The organism is Arcobacter siniprincipis (SeqCode) (assembly GCF_048571125.1).
In the GTDB taxonomy this organism is placed as follows: domain Bacteria; phylum Campylobacterota; class Campylobacteria; order Campylobacterales; family Arcobacteraceae; genus Arcobacter; species Arcobacter siniprincipis.
This window is the reverse complement of record NZ_CP182343.1, coordinates 328,201-347,195: the sequence shown is the minus strand read 5'-3', so window position 1 is coordinate 347,195 and position 18,995 is coordinate 328,201. Positions and strand designations below refer to the sequence as shown.

General features: G+C 28.7%; 18 protein-coding genes and 1 tRNA gene. 1 reads left to right on the top strand and 18 read right to left on the bottom strand.

Annotated features, from left to right (window positions below):
- Nucleotides 1–95 precede the first annotated feature (95 nt).
- From ACNI3D_RS01865 to ACNI3D_RS01850, 4 genes are all read right to left on the bottom strand, one after another.
- Nucleotides 96–2,009: a methyl-accepting chemotaxis protein gene (locus tag ACNI3D_RS01865; RefSeq protein ID WP_419768041.1), complete on the bottom strand. Its 1,914-nt coding sequence runs from the start codon at nt 2,007–2,009 to the stop codon at nt 96–98.
- Nucleotides 2,010–2,018: 9 nt separating this feature from the next.
- A complete protein-coding gene (locus tag ACNI3D_RS01860) occupies nt 2,019–2,813 on the bottom strand; it encodes a carbonic anhydrase (protein WP_419768040.1) in 795 nt (264 codons plus the stop codon).
- A 74-nt stretch (nt 2,814–2,887) separates the two neighbouring features.
- Nucleotides 2,888–3,568 carry a response regulator transcription factor gene (locus ACNI3D_RS01855; protein ID WP_419768039.1) on the bottom strand — a complete coding sequence of 227 codons (681 nt, stop codon included), beginning with the start codon at nt 3,566–3,568 and terminating at the stop codon, nt 2,888–2,890.
- A gap of 2 nt (nt 3,569–3,570) precedes the next feature.
- Nucleotides 3,571–7,836 carry a PAS domain S-box protein gene (locus tag ACNI3D_RS01850; protein WP_419768038.1) on the bottom strand — a complete coding sequence of 1,422 codons (4,266 nt, stop codon included), beginning with the start codon at nt 7,834–7,836 and terminating at the stop codon, nt 3,571–3,573.
- Nucleotides 7,837–7,958: 122 nt separating this feature from the next.
- Here ACNI3D_RS01850 and ACNI3D_RS01845 point away from each other — a divergent pair, with 122 nt between their 5' ends.
- Nucleotides 7,959–8,228, top strand: a complete 270-nt coding sequence (locus ACNI3D_RS01845) for an acylphosphatase (protein ID WP_419768037.1) — start codon at nt 7,959–7,961, stop codon at nt 8,226–8,228.
- Nucleotides 8,229–8,237: 9 nt separating this feature from the next.
- Here ACNI3D_RS01845 and ACNI3D_RS01840 read toward each other — a convergent pair whose 3' ends face one another.
- The 14 genes from ACNI3D_RS01840 to ACNI3D_RS01775 all read right to left on the bottom strand — a co-directional run bounded on the left by ACNI3D_RS01840 (nt 8,238) and on the right by ACNI3D_RS01775 (nt 18,995).
- Nucleotides 8,238–9,524, bottom strand: coding sequence for an aminotransferase class V-fold PLP-dependent enzyme (locus ACNI3D_RS01840; RefSeq protein ID WP_419768036.1), 1,287 nt, complete (start codon nt 9,522–9,524; stop codon nt 8,238–8,240).
- A 26-nt stretch (nt 9,525–9,550) separates the two neighbouring features.
- Nucleotides 9,551–10,186, bottom strand: coding sequence for an RraA family protein (locus tag ACNI3D_RS01835; protein ID WP_375722576.1), 636 nt, complete (start codon nt 10,184–10,186; stop codon nt 9,551–9,553).
- Nucleotides 10,187–10,189: 3 nt separating this feature from the next.
- On the bottom strand, nt 10,190–11,692 hold the full coding sequence (locus ACNI3D_RS01830) for a tripartite tricarboxylate transporter permease (RefSeq protein WP_419768035.1): 1,503 nt from the start codon (nt 11,690–11,692) through the stop codon (nt 10,190–10,192).
- Nucleotides 11,692–12,165 carry a tripartite tricarboxylate transporter TctB family protein gene (locus ACNI3D_RS01825; RefSeq protein WP_129100953.1) on the bottom strand — a complete coding sequence of 158 codons (474 nt, stop codon included), beginning with the start codon at nt 12,163–12,165 and terminating at the stop codon, nt 11,692–11,694. The genes ACNI3D_RS01830 and ACNI3D_RS01825 overlap by 1 nt, the downstream gene beginning before the upstream one ends.
- A 62-nt stretch (nt 12,166–12,227) precedes the next feature.
- Entirely contained in the window at nt 12,228–13,199 is a 972-nt protein-coding gene (locus ACNI3D_RS01820) for a tripartite tricarboxylate transporter substrate binding protein (RefSeq protein WP_419768034.1), read from the bottom strand.
- Between the two features lie 240 nt (nt 13,200–13,439).
- A complete protein-coding gene (locus ACNI3D_RS01815) occupies nt 13,440–14,216 on the bottom strand; it encodes an IclR family transcriptional regulator domain-containing protein (protein WP_419768033.1) in 777 nt (258 codons plus the stop codon).
- A 112-nt stretch (nt 14,217–14,328) separates the two neighbouring features.
- Nucleotides 14,329–14,405: transfer RNA gene (locus tag ACNI3D_RS01810), tRNA-Met, on the bottom strand.
- Nucleotides 14,406–14,526: 121 nt separating this feature from the next.
- Nucleotides 14,527–15,495, bottom strand: a complete 969-nt coding sequence (gene proX / locus ACNI3D_RS01805; RefSeq protein WP_419768032.1) for a glycine betaine/L-proline ABC transporter substrate-binding protein ProX — start codon at nt 15,493–15,495, stop codon at nt 14,527–14,529.
- 2 nt (nt 15,496–15,497) lie between these two features.
- Nucleotides 15,498–16,517, bottom strand: a complete 1,020-nt coding sequence (gene proW, locus ACNI3D_RS01800) for a glycine betaine/L-proline ABC transporter permease ProW (RefSeq protein ID WP_419768031.1) — start codon at nt 16,515–16,517, stop codon at nt 15,498–15,500.
- Between the two features lie 174 nt (nt 16,518–16,691).
- Entirely contained in the window at nt 16,692–17,795 is a 1,104-nt protein-coding gene (locus ACNI3D_RS01795; protein WP_419767276.1) for a tyrosine-type recombinase/integrase, read from the bottom strand.
- Entirely contained in the window at nt 17,737–17,967 is a 231-nt protein-coding gene (locus ACNI3D_RS01790) for a hypothetical protein (protein ID WP_419767275.1), read from the bottom strand. The genes ACNI3D_RS01795 and ACNI3D_RS01790 overlap by 59 nt, the downstream gene beginning before the upstream one ends.
- A 4-nt stretch (nt 17,968–17,971) precedes the next feature.
- Nucleotides 17,972–18,382, bottom strand: a complete 411-nt coding sequence (locus ACNI3D_RS01785; protein ID WP_419767274.1) for a YopX family protein — start codon at nt 18,380–18,382, stop codon at nt 17,972–17,974.
- On the bottom strand, nt 18,379–18,642 hold the full coding sequence (locus ACNI3D_RS01780) for a hypothetical protein (RefSeq protein ID WP_419767273.1): 264 nt from the start codon (nt 18,640–18,642) through the stop codon (nt 18,379–18,381). The genes ACNI3D_RS01785 and ACNI3D_RS01780 overlap by 4 nt, the downstream gene beginning before the upstream one ends.
- The gene (locus ACNI3D_RS01775) at nt 18,639–18,995 is read right to left on the bottom strand and encodes a hypothetical protein (RefSeq protein WP_419767272.1); all 357 of its coding nucleotides are present in this window, start codon (nt 18,993–18,995) and stop codon (nt 18,639–18,641) included. The genes ACNI3D_RS01780 and ACNI3D_RS01775 overlap by 4 nt, the downstream gene beginning before the upstream one ends.

The following is an 18,995-nucleotide window of genomic DNA, read 5'->3' as shown; positions in this document are numbered from 1 at the left end:
TAACAAAAAAGGATTTATAAGATACTTGTAATAGGTGTTTCTAGAAAGTTTTAAGATAAATAAGAGAAGTAAAAACTCTCTTATTTATTGTATTTTTAGATGTCTTCTTTTCCAATGAACTCTTTTTCATTGGCATCTTCAATTATTTTGTTAGCAATTGTTGATGTATTATTTGCAACTTCTTGCGCTTCTGCTGCGGCACTTGCATTTGCTTGAGTTTGTTGGTCAAGCTGATTTACTGCATCATTTATTTGTACTATTCCAGTTTGTTGCTCTTTTGATGCTAATTCGATATCTTTTATAATAGCTAATGTTTTATCAACATTATCATTAAGTCCAGAGTATCCATTTATCATTCTTGTAGCTATTTCTTTACCCTCAGATGCTTTTATAGTAGCATTTTCAACTAAAAGTTTTATCTCTTTAGCAGCTTCTGCACTTCTTGATGCTAGATTTCTCACTTCTCCAGCAACTACTGCAAATCCTTTTCCTGATTCTCCTGCAGTTGCTGCTTCTACTGCTGCATTTAATGAAAGAATATTTGTTTGAAAAGCAATTTGATCAATTACACTAATTGCCTCATTTATTGCACTTACTTGTGCATTAATCTCATCCATCGATGTTGTTGTTTGAGTAGCCAATGATTGACCCTCATTTGCAGAAACTGACAACTCATTTGCATAGTTTGACATCTTAACTACATTTTCGGTATTACTAACTATTGTACTTGTAATCTCTTCTAAAGCAGCAGCTGTTTCTTCTAGTGAAGCTGCAGCTTGATTTGAAGAACTATTTAATGTTGTAATATTACCTAATAGGGCTTGTGCAGAAATATTTAATGAAACTCCTGATTTCTTATTTTCTACTAACATTGTATTAATTATTTCTGCTAATTTTGTCAATCCTACACTTGTTTTTCCACTACAACCTTCAATTCTATGTCTAAAGTCTAACTGTTGGTAGTGATCAAGAGCTACTTGAATCTTATTTAAATCTTCAGAAACATTAGCCGTCAAAACTTTTAACATCTCATTTAAAAGAGATTTCAATTCATTTAAACTCTCATTTGATGTATTTTTTGTTATCTCTTGTTTAAATATCCCACTATTTACTTTTGTAACTATTTTTTTAACTTCATCAATTAGTTCTCTATCTTCTTCTAATAAATCTCTTGTTCTAATGATATTCTCATTTACTACTTTTGACATAAGACCTATTTCATCATTTGAGCTTATTGCTATAGGTTTTACCTCAGCAGTTTCACGGTTAAGATAAGAAAAAAATCCTAATAAACCAATTTGAAAAGTGTTTATCATATTTTTAATATTATTTGCTAAATAAATTCCAAATGTAATCGAAATAATAAATGCTAAAATAGAGATTATCTCTATTGTTAGAGTTACACTATGTTCATCATCTTTAGCTTTTGCTGTTGCTTTTTTAACTAAATCTTGAATTTGTTTTGTCAAATTTATTACAAATTTATCTAAACCTAAAAGCAACTCATGAAGCTCTTCTTTCTCTTTTTCTATATCCTGAATATTTCCAGATTCTAAGTCATGCACTAATTTTGATATACCGATTTCAAACATTTTTTGTCTTTTTTCAAGTTCTATACACTCTTTTAAAAACTCTTCATATCTTTTTTTGATTTCATCATCACTACTTTTATTTATAGCCTTTGATGCTATTTCTTCACACTCTTTTATATTTTTTTCTGAAGTTTTTTCAATTTTCTCAATTCTTACTTTGACCTCTTGAAACTTTTCACTAAATACATCTTCAGCAGCAATTATTAACTCATAAGTTAAAACCTCTTCTTTTAAAATACCAGCTTCAATATTTGTAATTACTCTATTTAATGGAATATGAGATTCTGCCAACTCTTCAATTTCATGCCCTACAGCACTTATTCCAACATATGAACTTACTGATACTATTAATAAAGAAGTTAATGTTATTGCTAATAGTAAAAAGATTTTTATTTTTATTTTCATATTGTTAATCATTGTTTTTCCTTACTTTTCTAATACTATTCTCTTATTAAGAGGATAAGTTGGTCTAAAATTTCCATTATATAAATTTTGAAATTGTTCCAATTGTTTTTGTGATAAAGTTATTGGATTTTTCATCACATACCATTCTACGATTTGTGTACAAGGAGGTGTTGTAAGAGAACCTAAATAATGATAATAACCTCTATCTTTTGGTAAAAAATCATTTGGATTAATACTAAACTTATCACTCGCATTTTTAGCTCCAGCATCTTTAGGCATAAATTTTAATACTTTTTGTAATGAACTATTATAATCACCTAGTTTAAAGAATACTCCCACAACTCCCAACTCACCATCTTCTGCTTGATGAACCAAGTGTAATTCCAAGGGATAATATTCTCCATTTACAGTATGTTCACTTTTTGAGTGAAAATGAAATTGTAAAAGTTTGAATTTTTTACCTTGAAACAGTGCAGAACTTTGATTATCAGAATTTACTTGGATAGTATGTCCATTATTTACTATACTAATATCTGTATCTTTATAATCAAAGAAAAGATTTCCTAAAGAGTTTGTAGCAACAGTTGCTTCTTTTGCTATATTTATAGGAGATTGTCTTTCTCCATTTTCACAAGTTTGAAAAGAAGAATTAATTGTCCCCCAAAATTTAGGACCATTATTACCTACATAACTCCAAGATGCATGAGATTCATGTTTCTTATGTGTTTCACTAGAAGTTTTTGCTTCACCATTTTCGCTAGCATTTGCTGCTAATAAAATCCCACTTACAAGTAGACTAATTACATACTTTTTCATTATAAATCCTTATTTTAAGAATTTGTATTTCTCATAGGAAATACAAGTTATAATGAAAGTATAAAATTAGATAGTCAAGGAGTAGTCAAGATTTTATAGCCTATGCCATAAATATTGTGAATTATATTTTCGGGGATTTTTTTTCTAAGATTTGTTATCATTGTTTTTAGTGTTTGTTTGCTTGGCATGTCATAATCTTCCCAGGCTTCATAAAGAATATCATCATAAGTAACCATAGAGCCAACATTTGAAAAAAGGTAATTTAATATTTTTCTCTCCGTTGGTGTTAAGGAGATAGCTTGATCTGATTTCATTAAATTTAAGGTTTTAAAATGCCAGACATACTCTTTATTTAACTGTAAAATATGACTTGAAACTATTTTATATTTTTGTAACTCTTCAACTGCTATATTTACAGCTTCAAGTAACTCTTCTCTTTTTATTGGCTTTAAAATATATTTTGTAAGTTTTAATGAACTTGATTGAAGTAAATAATCTAAGTCTGAATGGGATGTTGTAAATATCACTTTTGTATTTTGATCTTTTTGTCTAATCTTTGAAACCATTTCAATTCCATTCATAATAGGCATATTTATGTCTGAGATTATTAAAGCAGGAGAATACTTCTCATAGGCTTCATATCCACTTTTCCCATTTTTAGCGATTTTTATATTATACACATCAGTTAATATTTCAGATATTATTTGAATATTTATAGATTCATCATCTACAACTAAAATAGTTAATTTTTCCATCTTTAGCCTTTCTTGAGTATATTTTGAATACTTTTTAAATCTTCTATCAAATTTTCATATTCATAATTAGAAAAACTATTATCAACTTTTTCTAATAGATTCTCTTCTATCTTATCTCTTAGAGAATTAATTAGTTCTTCTACTATCGAGTTTTTAATAAAATTATCCTCGTTGACATCGTTTATTAACTCTTCTATCATTTTATCAATCTGTTTATTATTATGATTTAATTTATCTTCATTTTTCTTTTTTAAGACATTGAATTCTATAGATTCAAATATTTTTTTCATTTCATTTTTTAAGTTACTTATCAATTCAGATACTTTTGTTACATCACTTACTTTTTCTATTTCAAAACAAATATCATAAACTTTCACTGCTTGTATATTTCCACTTACACCTTTTAGTTTATGAATAAAGCTATTAAAATCATCACTTTTTAGACTAAAGATTTCAAGTTGTGATTCTATATTACTGTAGTTTTTGTAATATTTTTTTATTAAAGACAAAGCCTCTTTATCATCAAATGACAATATCTCCATCAATTTTCTAAAATTTATTCCATATATCTTATCTAACTTATTATCATGTATCTTTTTTATATGTGTCTCTTTATAAGTTACTTCAAAAAATTCTGTTACTACACGTTCTAATTCTTCTTCTACGATTGGTTTAGGGATATGAGCATTCATACCAGCTTCTTTAGTTAACATCTTATCCTTTTGCATTACAGCTGCACTTAATGCAATAATAGGTATTTTTTTGTCAAACTCTCTAATTCTTTGTGTGGCTTCAAAGCCATCAATATTTGGCATTTGCAAGTCCATAAAGATAATATCATAAGAAAAATCTTTAGCACTTTTTATAGCCTCTTCTCCATCATTTGCAATATCTATAATAAACCCCAATTTTTCTAAAATTGCTTTTGAAACGATTTGATTAGTCTCATTATCTTCAACCAATAAAGCTCTTTTTTTATTTACTAATATAATTTGTGTTGATACTTCTTTATTTGTAAGATCTTTATTATTTTTATCAAAAATTGTATTATGCAAAGTTGATGGAGTAAAAGGTTTTTCCAGTAATTTTGTAACTTTAAATTCTTGTTTTTCAAAAAGATCTAAAATAAGCTTTTTATTATATGGTGTCACCAAAACAATATAATCTATTTCTTTCTTGATATTTTTTAATTTTTCTAAAAATATCAATCGACTTGTAGTTGAAGTATTCCAATTAATAATCAAACAATCTATTTTTTGTTTATTGATTATTTCTAAAGCATTTACTTCATTAGACTCAATAATAGAGTCTAATTTCCAAGAATTTAATATGTTTTTTATATACTCACTTTCTATTTTATTATCATCAATAATCAAAAATTTGTCATTATTGACAGCTTTATTTTTCTTCTTTTTGTAAAACTTCTTGATATATTTAAACTTTATCTCAAAATAAAACTTACTACCAATGCTTTCTTCACTTTCAACCCAAATCTTTCCATGCATAAGTTCAATTAATTGTTTAGTAATAGAAAGTCCTAATCCTGAGCCACTATATTTTCTTTTATTTGAAGTATCAAGTTGTTCAAAGGTATTAAAAAGCTTTTTTTGACCTTCTTTACTTATCCCAATGCCCGTATCTTCAATACAAAATTTTAAAATAACCTCATCTTCATTTATCTCTTTTATTTCACTTTTTAATGCAATATATCCATTTTCAGTAAACTTTATAGCATTTCCCACAAGATTATTTAATATTTGTGTTAATCGAAGAGAATCCCCAATTATTAAAGAAGGGATATCTCCATCTAATACAAAAGTAAATTCTAGTTGTTTTTTATATGTTTCATATCCAAAAAGATTGGAAATATTTTTAAAAATTTCTTCTAAACTAAAATCTTGCTCAATGATATCTAATTTTCCAGCTTCAATTTTTGAATAATCTAAAATATCATTAATAATACTCAACAAGGCATTTGAAGATCTTTTTGCTTTCTTTAAATAATCTCTTTGCAGTGGTTCTAATGGCATATCTAATATAAGAGATATAAGCCCAGTTACTCCACTTATAGGAGTTCTTATTTCATGTGACATATTTGCCAAAAATTCAGATTTTACTACATTGGCTTTTTCTGCATTTTTTTTAGCGCCTTTTAATTCTTCCAATAATTTGTTATTTTCTGTGACATCTATTCCTATAGTAGCAATATAATCCATGCTTCCATCAGCTTTTTGAACAAGCATATTTGACCATTCAAATACTTTTTCTTCGCCATCTTTAGAAATCCAACTATTTTTAAAGTTTTTTACTATCTCACCTTTATTTGCTTTTTTTACTATTTCTAAAACATTTTGTTCTTTTTCTTTTGGTAGAAATCTTGACCAAAAATATGGCTCACTGCTTATTTCTTCTTCTGTATATCCTACAAAATCTTGGGCATATTTATTTATCTTAATCATTCTTCCAGTATTATCAATTACTGCAATAATTGCATTTGCATTATCAATAATAGTTGAAATAAAATCTTTCTCACTAAGAATCTCTTTTTCTAGTTTTTTTTGTTTTGTTATATCCCTTTGGGAAGCATAAAGGTATTCTTCTCCATTTATTTCTATTCCTTTTGCATTGATTTGAACATCAATAATCGAGCCATCTTTTCTTTTATGTTTTGCTTCAAAAGAACTTGGAAAATCTATTAGCTCTTTTATTCTATTTTTTACCTCTACTTCTAAAATAAAGATATCCCAATCTACAATATTTAATTCCCACATCTCTTCATTCGTATATCCAAGTATTTTGGCAAAAGATTGACTAAATTCTACAATATTTCCTTCTTTATCTAAAATATGAATACCATCTGATGCATAATCTAACAAATCTTTATACTTTTTTTCAGATAAATATTGTTCTGTTATATCATAACTACTTCCAACAGATTTTATAAGCTCTGAGTTATGATTAAAATAGTGTTTACCTCTTCTTTGAAGATATTTTATATTACCCTTTTCGGTAATAATTGATTGAGTGATAAAGTATTCCCTTTTTTCATTTATAGAATTTTCTATCTCCTGTTTATATTCGTTTAACATATTTGTAGGAAAATATGTAAAAAGTTTTTCTAAAGTAATAACAGTACTTTTATCTTCTATTTCAAAGATATTATAAAGTTCATCACTAAAAGTAATTTTATTTGTTTTCCAATCAACTTCCCAAAAGCCTACCTTTGCAATATTTGATACTGTTTGTAAATTATTATTAAGTTGTGAGATTTCTTTTAGATTAAATAATCTATCCCCAAATAATTTAATTAAAATTAATGTTAAAAGAAATGTAAGAATAGCTATAGAAGTAGAAATAATAGTATATTTATATGCTAAATTTTTATTTTGTTCTTCTATATACTTTTGTTTTAATTTTAATACTAAGAATAAATTATCAGACATAGATGTCTCTATCTTTTTTGAAACATAAGTGTTAGTTACAATGATTTCATTGCCTAAAATTCTTTTATAATCTTTTGGGTACTCTTGTGAAATATTATACATCCCAGAACTATAAAAACCCCAACTTTTATCTTTTTCATAATGTACTAAAGGAAAGCCTTTTCCATCAAAAAGAATCATATCATATAAGGAAGTATTCATAAAATCATTTAGAAATTCGTTAAAAAAATAGTTTATAATTATAATACCATCAAATTTATTTTTATATTTTACAGGTAAAATTACTCTTAGAGTGGGATTAAATGGAATTTCAATTTCATTATTTTCTATATTTAGATCAATCTTTGGAAACCAGACTTCTTCCAAAGGTTTTGTTTTTGAAGTAATAAAATAATCTCTATTGGCTTTATTTTGGAGTTTTTCATTTGAAACTTTATAAGAAATACTGTTCTGCTTATCTCTTTGTACTCTTATTCTTTCTAAACCATTTTTATCAATATATCGAACTTGCATAAACCTTTTGTGGCTTTGAATATATTTTAAAAATATCTCTTCTACTTCATTTTTTGAATTGCTATTTTCCAAAAAATCATTGAAGGCTTTTATTTTTCTAAGAAATATTATTAAATGTTTTGATTCATTTAAAAATTCCTGTAAAGTGTGTTCTCTCTCTTTTACTTTGTTTAAAGCAACTCCCATAGCTATTTTTTGAACATTATCTAAAAAAAAGAATTTTTCTACAATAATATTTACAAAAGCTAATATAAAGGAGAATAATAAAAATATAAAAAAGAATTCTTTTAATTTATTTGATATTTTTTTCATAACTTAATTTTACCTGATTTTTTTGTAATTTTAAACTCAAGGTTATCTTTATAAGTTAAATAGAAAATATCAAGAATAAGGTTATACTCTAAAAACAAAATTCTTGAATAAAGTAAATACTAATGAAAAGCTACAAATTTATAATAAGTGGAAAAGTACAAGGTGTATTTTATAGAAAAAGTGTAACAACCAATGCCAATAGAGCTAAATTTAGTGGTTACATTAAAAACTTAGCCAATGGAGATGTTGAAGCTGTTGTAACTTGCAAAGAGAATAGATTAAATGAATTTATCACTATATTAAAAAGTGGTAGTCAACATAGTAAAATAAGCCATATAAAGCAGAGCTCAATTGGTGCTTTATATAGTGGTGAATTTCAAATCAAATATTAAGGATCTCTATTATAATAGTTGAGAAATTTTTCTTGTGATTTTTAAGAATTTTTCTATATCTTTTAAACTATGACAATGAAGAGGAGAAACTCTTATACTTCCTTTTAAATCAAAGGATTCAAGCATACGAGAAGAATATGGACTAGAAATAACTCTTTCAAATGTAATCACCCCTTGTTTTTCATACTCTTTTACTGCTTTTTTAAATCCTAACTTATCAAAACCAATTGCCATGATAAAATCTTTTTTTCTTAAATCTTCACAGTCTAAATAAACTTTTACTCCATTAATACTTCTTAATCCTTGTGTTTTTGAAGTTCCTTCTAACATAAAATACATTAATGCTCTTTCATGTAATTTTATACGAGTCATTCCCTCTTCAAAAAGTTCTCTTTTATTTTTACTTTTTAAATAATGCTTACCTATCCAACAAACATAATTAAGTACTTCTGTTAAAGCTGCAAAATGTGATGGAGATGGACTTCCCAATTCCCAGAAATCCTCTGGCTTTGCTATTAATTTATCATGTGAGAGTTTTGCTAATCTTTTAGAAGCATATCCCACTCCAAAACCTCTTGGACCAAAAAACTTATAAGGTGCAAAATTTAGACCATCTACAGGAACTTTTTTTATATCAATTATTCCATGGGGTGCATGTTGAACAGCATCTGCTATGATAAAAAGGTCTGGCTTTATTTTTCTACACTCTTTTACTATTTTTTGAGCATCTAATAAGGCTCCTGATATATTTGAAGCATACATAAATACTAAAAGAGAAGTGTTTTTATCAATAAGTTTCACTATCTCTTGGACATCTACTCCACCTGTTTTGGGGTTTGTTTTAGCAACTCTTACTTCTTTATTATTTTTATTTGCATAACTTACTACAGCATCATAAGAAGAAGGATGTTCTAAAGCAGTCGTAACAATATTTTTTCCTGCAACATTTTCAATCACTGCTCTTATCATATTAAACATAACAGTTGATGCAGTATATGAAGTAATAATACTTCCTGAATCAAAATTTAACATAGTTTTAATTGACTCATATCCTTTTTCTTGTATTTCCATCAACCATTTTGCAGTTTTATTTCCATGCTCTGGACAATCTGGGTACTCATCGATGTATTTAAATACTTTACTGGCAGCTTTTAATCTAAAAGCTCCGCCAGAATTATCAAAGAAAAGTCTTTTTTCTTTTGATTTAGGATCAATATTTATATGTGAAAACTTTTTTCTTATTTTTTTCAATAATTCAATATCAAATAGTTCTCCATTTTTTAAATTATCATTCATAATTATTTACTCCTAAGATTTAACTTTTATTTACTAGTACTTTTTGCTACATTTATAATATCTTGAATCCATACCATTGAATGAGGTGTTGTATTTATTTCATCCATGACTTTTTCTTCTATTTTTATTCTCTCTTGGACTGCTAATAAAACTGCCTCTAATTCTTCTTCTGGAAAAGTAACAATTCCATCATCATCAGCCACAACAATATCTCCAGGATTTACTATTTGTCCACAAATACTTACTGGAACATTTAAAAAACCAGGTCCAGTTTTAAATGGTCCTTTGTGTGATATTCCTCTAGCATAACATGCCAAAGTTGTAGAAGCATGTAGTTTGTCATAATCTCTGATTGCCCCATCAACAATAATTCCCACACCACCTAATTTTTCTAATTGTAAAGTTATTAATTCTCCTACAAGAGCATTAGTACAATTATCACCAGATTCTACTACTAAAAAATCACCTGGCTTTACTTTTGTAAGAGCTTCATAAATAGCAAGATTATCAGAGGGTCGCGTCTTTATTGTAAAAGCACGCCCCACAGTTCTAAAACCACTATCTATTCTTTTTAATCCAACAATTCCTGACATTCTCGAACGAGTATCACTAATTAAGGTTGTTGCTATATTTTCTAGTTTTTTTAACTTATCATTATTCATTTATTACTCTTCATTAATTATAGTTTTTTTAGATCTATTTCTAAAATATTTCAATATAGGTGTAATAAGTGTAATTGCAATCATTGCAATAATAATCCATGAAATATAACTTTGAAATAAATACCCGATTGAATCTCTTGATATTAACATCGCTCTTCTCAATGACTCTTCAGCCATTGGTCCAAGAATTACTGCAAGTACAGCAGGTGCAGTTGGAATTGATAATTTTTCCATTATAAATCCGATTAACCCAAAACACAACATTAACCCTACTTCAAACATGCTATTATGTACTGCATACACTCCAATTAAAGTCAATGATAATATCATTGGTGCTAATAAGGCTGAGGGTAATTTTAATACATGGATATAAGCTTTTGCGCCGATTCTACCTATAACAAACATTAGAATAGCTGTTATAAACATAGTAAGCATAAAGCCATATACAATATCACCATTTTCAGTAAATAAATCAGGTCCAGGTCTTAATCCATGAACCAATAAAGCTCCAAGAATAACTGCTGCAACTGCATTTCCTGGAATTCCAAGTGTAATTGCAGGAATTAGTGTAGCTGCTGTATCTGCATTATTTGCACATTCAGCTGCTGCAACACCTTCTGGTGCCCCATTCATATATTTTGATTTATCTTTATCTGATCGTCTTTGTTCATTCCAAGCTAATAAAGCAGCTACATTTCCACCTAATGCTGGAATAATCCCTATTACAATACCAATAGCAGAAGACTTTAACCAAACCATTGTCAATGAAAGCCAACGAAAGTTCTCTTTCTTTTGTTCAAGTTTAAGTCCATTGGCATCTGCTGAACTAGATTTTATAGCTAATTCTATTGCTGGAGGAATAGCATAAAGACCTGTTAATATAATAATTATATTAACTCCTCCTAGTAGTTCAGTTGTATCAAATACAAATCTTTGATCTCCTGTTGTAAAATCAATCCCTACCATACCTACAACTAATCCAAAACAAGCACTTAACAAACCTTTTACTGGATTATTACTCATCAATACAGAAATAGTAGTCAGTCCAAACAATGCCAACCAAAAATAATCAGCAGGACCAAAATTTATGGCAATTGATGCTAAAGGTGGAGCTAAAAGTAATAAGGCAATTGCACTAAACCCACTACCTATGGCAGAAGAAGCCAATGAAATATTTAAAGCCAAAGGTCCTCTTCCTTGTTGCGCCATTGGGTAACCATCAAATACAGTTGCAACACCCGCTGGAGTTCCAGGGATTCTTAACAAAATTGCAGGAATAGAACCACCATACATGGCACCATTATAAATACCTGCAATCATTCCTAATGCAGTCAAAGGATGCATTGTAAATGTAATAGGAATAAGTACCGCAATCCCCATTGTCGCAGAAAGTCCTGGTAATGCCCCTACTGCAATCCCAATAGTTGTACCAACAATCATTGCTATAAAAACTTCTACTGTAAAGACTAATGGAATAGCTGCCAAAATATGATTTAAAATATCCATTATGAAGCCCCCAATAATTTGTTCCAAATCTCAAGAGGAAGAGGAACTTTTAAAAATAAACTAAATACAATAAATATAATTGCAGTAAATAAAACTGTTGTGACAGCAATTCCCACCAAACTTCTATATCCCATACTTATAGATATAATTGGTATGGCAATAATTGTTGCTGTAAAAAATCCAATTAAGGTAATACCAATTACATATATTAAAGTAATACAAAAAAATACAAAAAATCTTTTACTTTCAATACTACCTTCAAATACATCTTTTTCTAATACTTGAGTTTTTCTTAATTCTAAAATTGATTGAATAAACCAAAATAACGAAAGCACACCTGCTATAGTTAATACACCATAAGGCATAATTGATGATGTTCCACTATAAGTACTTACTTCAAATATTAATCCCGCTAAGCATATTCCTACCAAACTTATTGATATAATAATTTCTAAATAAATTTTCTTTATCATTTCCCTTCCCCTAAATTTAAAGTAATAATAGAAGATATTAAATATCTTCTATTGTAAAAAAACTATTTTTTGGCCCAAGGGGTTTCATCCCAAATTTTTTGAAAGTTTTTTTCTGATTTTTCTAAATGCTCTGTAAACTCTTTAGCTGACATATATGTTAAAGGAAGACTTTGTTTTTTTGCTTTCTCTTGAAATTCTGGATCAGCTATTGCTTTAGCAACAGCATCAGAAATTGTTGAAACAATTTTTGGATCTATTCCTGCTGGTGCACCTATACCTCTATCTGAACCCATAATTATGTCAAACCCTTGTTCTTTAAAAGTAGGGATTTGAGGTGCTCCTTCCCATCTTTTTTCTGACATTTGTCCAAATATTGTTATTTTCCCATCTTTAAAGTCATCAATTGACTGGCTTATATTCATACTTGCCATCATGATATGTCCACCTAATAATGCAGCTCTTACTTTGTTATTACCTTTATATGGAATATGAGTCATTACAATTCCATTTTGTCTTTCAAATTGTAAAGCTGCTAAGTGATCATCTGAACCTATTCCTGTAGTTCCATAAGTTACAGCACCTGGATTTTCTTTTGCAAAGGCAATAAGATCTTTTAAAGTCTTAATTTTACTAGTTGCAAGCATAGAAAAAGCACCTGGATCATAGACAACATTAGCAACTGGTGCTAAATCTTTTAAAGAATATTTAGTTTTTCTTTGAATTGGGATTGTTAATACATTCGGTGTATTAATAAATCCAATTGTATAACCATCTGGTTTTGAATGAGCAAGCTCTGTAAAACCAATTTGTCCCCCAGCACCTGCTTTATTTATAACAGTAATTGATGTTCCAATATATTTTTCAATATATGGGGCAAGGGTTCTTGCTGCTATATCAGTACCACCCCCAGCACTATAAGCAACAATCATTGTAATCGGTCTATCTGGATACTTTGCCAGAGCAACAGTTGCAGTTAATGCTAAAAAAGCAGCTGCACTTAATATCATTTTTGATAAATAATCAAATTTTCTCATTTTCACTCCTTTATTGTGATTAGAAACTATAACATTGGCAAAATAAAAGTTCGCTTAATTTGCAAAAGTTCGATAAATGAACATTTTTAAAAGAAAAATAGATTTTTATGTCCAAAATAGCCTAAATATAGTAACTTCTAAATTTATCTAAAAAATAAGAAAAATAGATTTTATAAATATATTAAAATATTTACAAAAGAAAGTAGAATAAAATGTGTTAAAAGGATTATGAATTAAATTTTAGTGTTTTAAAAGTACTATTGCTTCAGTAGCATTATTTGCTGCATCAATTAACATAGGTAATACATACTCTTTTAAGTATTTAGCATTTTCCTCACTCATATAAGTACCAATAGTCATACAGCCAAGAATTTTATGGTGAGAGTCATAAATTGGAGCAGCAATAGCTAAAAGGCCATCTTCTAACTCTTCTTCTATTACTTGATAGGGTTGATTTCTTTCTGATTTGATTTTTTCAAAAAGTTTATTAGGATCTGTGATTGTTTTGGAAGTATATCTTTGCAAAGGAGTTTTTGTTAAGTATTCACGCAATTCTTTATCATTCATTTCTGCCATAAACAGTCTTCCTGTTGCAGTGTATGGTGCAGGTAATTTACCACCTACATGAATACCACCTTTTAAAATTTTAGAAGAATTTACTCTCATAATACAAGTAATATTTTCTCCATCTAAAATAGAAACTGCACAAGACAATTTGCACTCTTTTACGACCATTTTTACATATTTATAGGCTAAGTCTGTCCATGATAATGAAGCAAAATAACTATAACCTAAATTTATAATTTTAGGAGTAAGAGAAAAAAGTTTATCATTTTGAGTTGCATAACCTAAAGATTCAAGAGAAAGTAAAAATCTTCTTGCGCTTGAACGAGTAATATTAACTTTTTTTGCAACATCAGTTAGTGTCATGCTAGGATTTTCGTGGTCAAAGGCTTCAATAACACTAAGTCCTTTTAAGAAGGTTGTAGCTATATCTTTATTGATTTCATTTTCCAACATAATATCCTATATAATTATATAATTTTTTTGAAATGTTATTATAGTTAAAAAGACCTTTAAAAAATGAGTTAATAGAATTATTAGTTGATATAGATATTGTCTAAGTGATTGGTTGCGGAAGCAGGATTTGAACCTACGACCTTCGGGTTATGAGCCCGACGAGCTACCGGACTGCTCTATTCCGCGGTATGAATATTTTAAGTGTTCTTCTAAACTTTTTTCAGTGTATTACAAACAAACCAAATAGCAACTTAACTTTATTATCATTCCTATAAATAATTTTTATAGGAATGATATACTTTGTAAATTATTTAGCTTTTTTAGCTTCTGCTACCCAGCTATTTATTTTGTCAGCATTATTTTTAAGCCACATTTGAGCGTGTCTTTTAATATCAGTTTCTTTATTTTGACCTTGTGCCATAAGCATATTTTCACCACTTACATCATTTACATCTAATTTCATTATTTCTAATAATTTAGCGATATCTTTATAGTTTTTAAGTAAAGAGGCATTTGCTGCAAATTTTTGAGTATTTACATTAAATCCATAATCAGCACCATTTGGAAGTTTTGTAGACTTAGTTACGGGATGAGCTGAATGAGTTACTTGCAAAAATACTGTATCTTTACCAGGAACTAATCTTCCACTTACCCAATATGGAGTCCAAGTATAATATAAAATTGGTTTTCCACTTTTATATCTTGCAATTGTATCAGTGATGATTGAAGCATATTGTCCTTGATTATGTGTAATTGTATCTCTTAAACCATATGCATCCAATTGATACTCAATCACTTTTTCACAACCCCAACCAGCATCACACCCTGATAAGTCAGCTTTACCATCACCATTTGAATCAAATAGTTTTGCGATTTTTGGATCTTTTAAATCATTGATATATTTGATATTGTATTTATCTGCTGTTTTTTTATCTATTAGATAACCTTGAGCACAATTTTCAATATACGACCCAATAACAGCAATTTTTTCACTTCCACCAGCACCTTTTATTTTTTCATCATGAAGAGGAACCCATGCTGCTGCCATAATATAAGCATCTTTACTTTTTGCATTTTGAGCAATTGTTTGAAAAGCAACTTCATAACTAACATCATTTGTAATTTCTACATCATAACCTAATTTTTTTACTGCATCAGCAGCAATATACATTTGAAAACCTTCTTCTGCAATACTTGTCTTTAAAAATGTAACTTTTGCACCAAATAGATTTGATGCTAAAAAAATAGCCATTAAACTAACTAATATTTTTTTCATATTTATTTTCCCTTATTTATTAAGTTATAAACTAAACCAATTGGTCCTTGTTCATACCATTTATTTTTTTTCTTTTTATCTTTTTTACCCATCTCTTGAGTGATTCTATCTAGTATTACTGCTAGGATAACAATTCCTATACCACCAACAGCTGCAAGACCAATATCAAGTCTTCCAATACCTCTAAGAACCATTTGACCTAATCCTCCAACTGCAATCATAGAAGCGATTACAACCATTGATAATGAAAGCATTAATGTTTGGTTTATCCCTGCCATAATTGTAGGCATAGCAACTGGAAGTTGAACTTTAAAAAGCATTTGAGACGAACTAGCCCCAAATGATCTTGAAGCTTCAATCAAGTCCTCTGGCACTTGTCTAATTCCTAAATTTGTAAGTCTTATAAGTGGTGGTAAAGCAAAAATAATAGTAACTATAACACCAGGAACATTTCCTATTCCAAATAACATAACAATAGGAATCAAATATACAAAGGCAGGTGTTGTTTGCATACCATCTAAAATAGGTCTTAATATTTTTTCTACCATATCACTTTTTGCACTCCATATTCCAAGTGGTAAGCCAATCAGAACTGAAAACAGTACAGAAGTAATAACCAATGCCAAAGTAGTCATACTAGCATCCCAAGCCCCAATAAATCCAATAAATGTAAGTGAAAGAAAAGTTCCAAGTGCCATTTTTTTACTAGATACTTGTAAAGCTAATAAAACAAAAAATCCAATCACTACATAAGGTGAAAGAGATTGTAAAAAAGTTTCAATAAATCTCAAAATCACGTCAACAGGTGCTTTTGCAGATAAAAAGAATTCCCTAAAGTTTTCTACTGTCCAATTAATACCATCATTTACCCAAGAACCAAAAGGAATAATACTATGGTCAAAGGGATTTGTTATATCAAAAGATGGGATTGGAGTTGTATCAGGCGCAACATTTGACCAATCTACACTTGATGCTTTATCTGCTTGTGCTGTTGAGGCATTTCCCCATGGATCACTAGCCATTTATAGCTCCTTCATCAATTGTTTTTAATAGGGTTCGTTTTGAAATGACCCCTTTATATTTTCCATTTTCAGCTATAACTGCAATAGGAAAAGCTGATTCTGCAATAATATTTATAAAATCAGCAATAAATACCTTTTGGCTAGATAATCTAAAAAGCCCTTTATATAAAGCTTTTAAGCACTTGTAATATTTTGCGTGACATTTTCTGTGTCATTTTCGCCTTTAAATACATCAAATTGACCATCAAACTTGGCAATTTCTGAGGGAATAAATTTGTTGTATCTATTGATTAAAGTTTGAATATTTGCATGACCTAACCATGCTGCTATTTGATTCAAACTAAACTGTTGAGACTCAATCATATTTGTTGCAAAAGTATGTCTTGTCTCGTACATTCTTCTTTCAGGGATTTTAATCCGTCTTAATAAAGGTCTCCATTCATAAATGGTTAGATTAGATGATGAATAATGTCTCCCATTCTTTGTGCAAAAAACATTTTTATTCAATCCTGTTCTCTTTTGTTGTTCTCTTAGATAAGGCTCTAAAATATCAAATAAAGGAACATATCTAGTTGATGTACCTGTTTTTGTTGTTTGTTCTTTGTAGTTTCCTACTGTTGCATTAATATAGATTCTCTTATTTTTAAAATCTATATTTTGCCATTTTAGAGCAAGTAGCTCACCTGTTCTAATTCCTGTATAAAAAGCAACTGCTAAATAAGCCTTGAAAAAACCATTTGCATTATCAAGAATAGCTTTTACTTCTTCTTTGGTAAATGGTAAAATCTCTTTTTTCTTTGCCTTTGGTAAACTAATTTTATCAACAGGATTAGAATTAATCTCATCATCAATAAAGGCTTCATTAAAAATGCCTTTACAAATAACTAAATGGTCCTTCATCCCTTGAACTTTTATATCTTTAGTAAAGATAGCTTCTTTTATTTCAGATGCTTTAATCTCTTTTATGTCACGATCAGCAAAAAAACTATTCCAAAATCCAATATACCTTGAATACTCTTTTAATGAGTTAGGCTTCAAATCTCTTTTAGATTTCAAAAACAAATCGCTATAATACTTGAATAACTTTTTATTTACTTTTTCAAGTATGATTTCACCTGTTTTGATTTTATGCATCATTACAGGTATGATTTCTTCTTGTACTAATTTAAGATTCTTTTGGCTTTTTTCATACTTAGTTTTTTTTCTATATCTTTTGTTATTATGAGAGAAACTTATCCAAACAAATTGGCTGTCTTTCCGTAGGTATGCTTTTGCCATTGCTGTTTTCTCCTTTCACTAAGAAGTCAACCGCACTTTCATCAAATATTAGTTTACCACCATTTGGTTTAAAATAGTGCTCGCCTTGTTTTAAGTGTTTGATTTTTTTATATAATGTATTAACTGAATAGTGTGTTTTTTGGCTTAATTGTTTAATGTCATAATAGCTCATAGTTTTATTCCTCCAATAACTCTTTATTTTCGTAGATGTTGCCTATTACTTCAAAATTATCTCCACTAGGTATTAATTTGCCAACTCCACTAAATTTATTTCTTATAAATGTTGCATACCATATATATCCATTTTCTTCATCTTGTCCAACAATTCCATGTTTTCCTTGGATATTATCTGTCCATGAATCATCAACATATCCTTTATAATAAATAACAATATCACCTTTATAAATCTCAATATCATTTTTAACTTTTAGTCCTGTAAACTGACAAACAGCAACCAACTCAAAACTACATGGTATATTATTTGTAAAGGCTTTTAATTGCCCGTTTTCAATCTCTTTAAGAGTTAGTATTGTGTTTTTAAACTCTTTGCCATTACTGAATATGTATTTGAATTTTATTGGTGTCATTGTTTTTCCTCGTTATATTGTTCTATAAACACTTCCCCTAATGGTGTTAATTGTTTATTGGTACTACTTTTGCCATCAATAAGAAATCCACCTTTAGTCATTATGTAATATGCAGTATGACCACTCCAATATCCATTAAGTTGGTCGTTAAGATTTTTATGTAATTGCTTTTTCATAGTATCTATACTTTTAAGTGTACTTTCTCCACTCCAATTTTCCTCAAACATTTTTCTTATTATTTTTTCAATTAATAAATTCATCTTCCTCTCCCTTTCAATTTAAGTTCTCTTAGTCTTTCTCTTCTTTTTGCTGCATACTCTCTTTTACTTGCTCTTATTCGCTCTTTTTTGCAGTCTTTACACTCTGTGTCTCTTTTGCCATTTATATAAGTATAATTGCTCTTATGGAGTGTATTGCCACATTTACCAGTACATATATAAAACTCTTTGTTATTTTGCTGTTCTTTTATATGTAACTGCTGTTTTATACTTTTATTTGAAAGTATATTTTCTCTAAAAACATCAAAAGCAAGAGGTCTATAACTTGAACTTTTGTGTTCTTCATATCTTTTTTTGATGTAGTTTTCTAAATCTGTTGATAGGTTTAGGCTCAT

What these genes read in the sequence shown, in the direction of transcription:
- ACNI3D_RS01865 (WP_419768041.1), bottom strand. Translation starts at nt 2,009, where the DNA reads ATGATTAACAATATGAAAATAAAAATAAAAATCTTTTTACTATTAGCA.
- ACNI3D_RS01860 (WP_419768040.1), bottom strand. Translation starts at nt 2,813, where the DNA reads ATGAAAAAGTATGTAATTAGTCTACTTGTAAGTGGGATTTTATTAGCA.
- ACNI3D_RS01855 (WP_419768039.1), bottom strand. Translation starts at nt 3,568, where the DNA reads ATGGAAAAATTAACTATTTTAGTTGTAGATGATGAATCTATAAATATT.
- ACNI3D_RS01850 (WP_419768038.1), bottom strand. Translation starts at nt 7,836, where the DNA reads ATGAAAAAAATATCAAATAAATTAAAAGAATTCTTTTTTATATTTTTA.
- ACNI3D_RS01845 (WP_419768037.1), top strand. Translation starts at nt 7,959, where the DNA reads ATGAAAAGCTACAAATTTATAATAAGTGGAAAAGTACAAGGTGTATTT.
- ACNI3D_RS01840 (WP_419768036.1), bottom strand. Translation starts at nt 9,524, where the DNA reads ATGAATGATAATTTAAAAAATGGAGAACTATTTGATATTGAATTATTG.
- ACNI3D_RS01835 (WP_375722576.1), bottom strand. Translation starts at nt 10,186, where the DNA reads ATGAATAATGATAAGTTAAAAAAACTAGAAAATATAGCAACAACCTTA.
- ACNI3D_RS01830 (WP_419768035.1), bottom strand. Translation starts at nt 11,692, where the DNA reads ATGGATATTTTAAATCATATTTTGGCAGCTATTCCATTAGTCTTTACA.
- ACNI3D_RS01825 (WP_129100953.1), bottom strand. Translation starts at nt 12,165, where the DNA reads ATGATAAAGAAAATTTATTTAGAAATTATTATATCAATAAGTTTGGTA.
- ACNI3D_RS01820 (WP_419768034.1), bottom strand. Translation starts at nt 13,199, where the DNA reads ATGAGAAAATTTGATTATTTATCAAAAATGATATTAAGTGCAGCTGCT.
- proX (WP_419768032.1), bottom strand. Translation starts at nt 15,495, where the DNA reads ATGAAAAAAATATTAGTTAGTTTAATGGCTATTTTTTTAGCATCAAAT.
- proW (WP_419768031.1), bottom strand. Translation starts at nt 16,517, where the DNA reads ATGGCTAGTGATCCATGGGGAAATGCCTCAACAGCACAAGCAGATAAA.
- ACNI3D_RS01795 (WP_419767276.1), bottom strand. Translation starts at nt 17,795, where the DNA reads ATGGCAAAAGCATACCTACGGAAAGACAGCCAATTTGTTTGGATAAGT.
- ACNI3D_RS01790 (WP_419767275.1), bottom strand. Translation starts at nt 17,967, where the DNA reads ATGAGCTATTATGACATTAAACAATTAAGCCAAAAAACACACTATTCA.
- ACNI3D_RS01785 (WP_419767274.1), bottom strand. Translation starts at nt 18,382, where the DNA reads ATGACACCAATAAAATTCAAATACATATTCAGTAATGGCAAAGAGTTT.
- ACNI3D_RS01780 (WP_419767273.1), bottom strand. Translation starts at nt 18,642, where the DNA reads ATGAATTTATTAATTGAAAAAATAATAAGAAAAATGTTTGAGGAAAAT.
- ACNI3D_RS01775 (WP_419767272.1), bottom strand. Translation starts at nt 18,995, where the DNA reads ATGAGCCTAAACCTATCAACAGATTTAGAAAACTACATCAAAAAAAGA.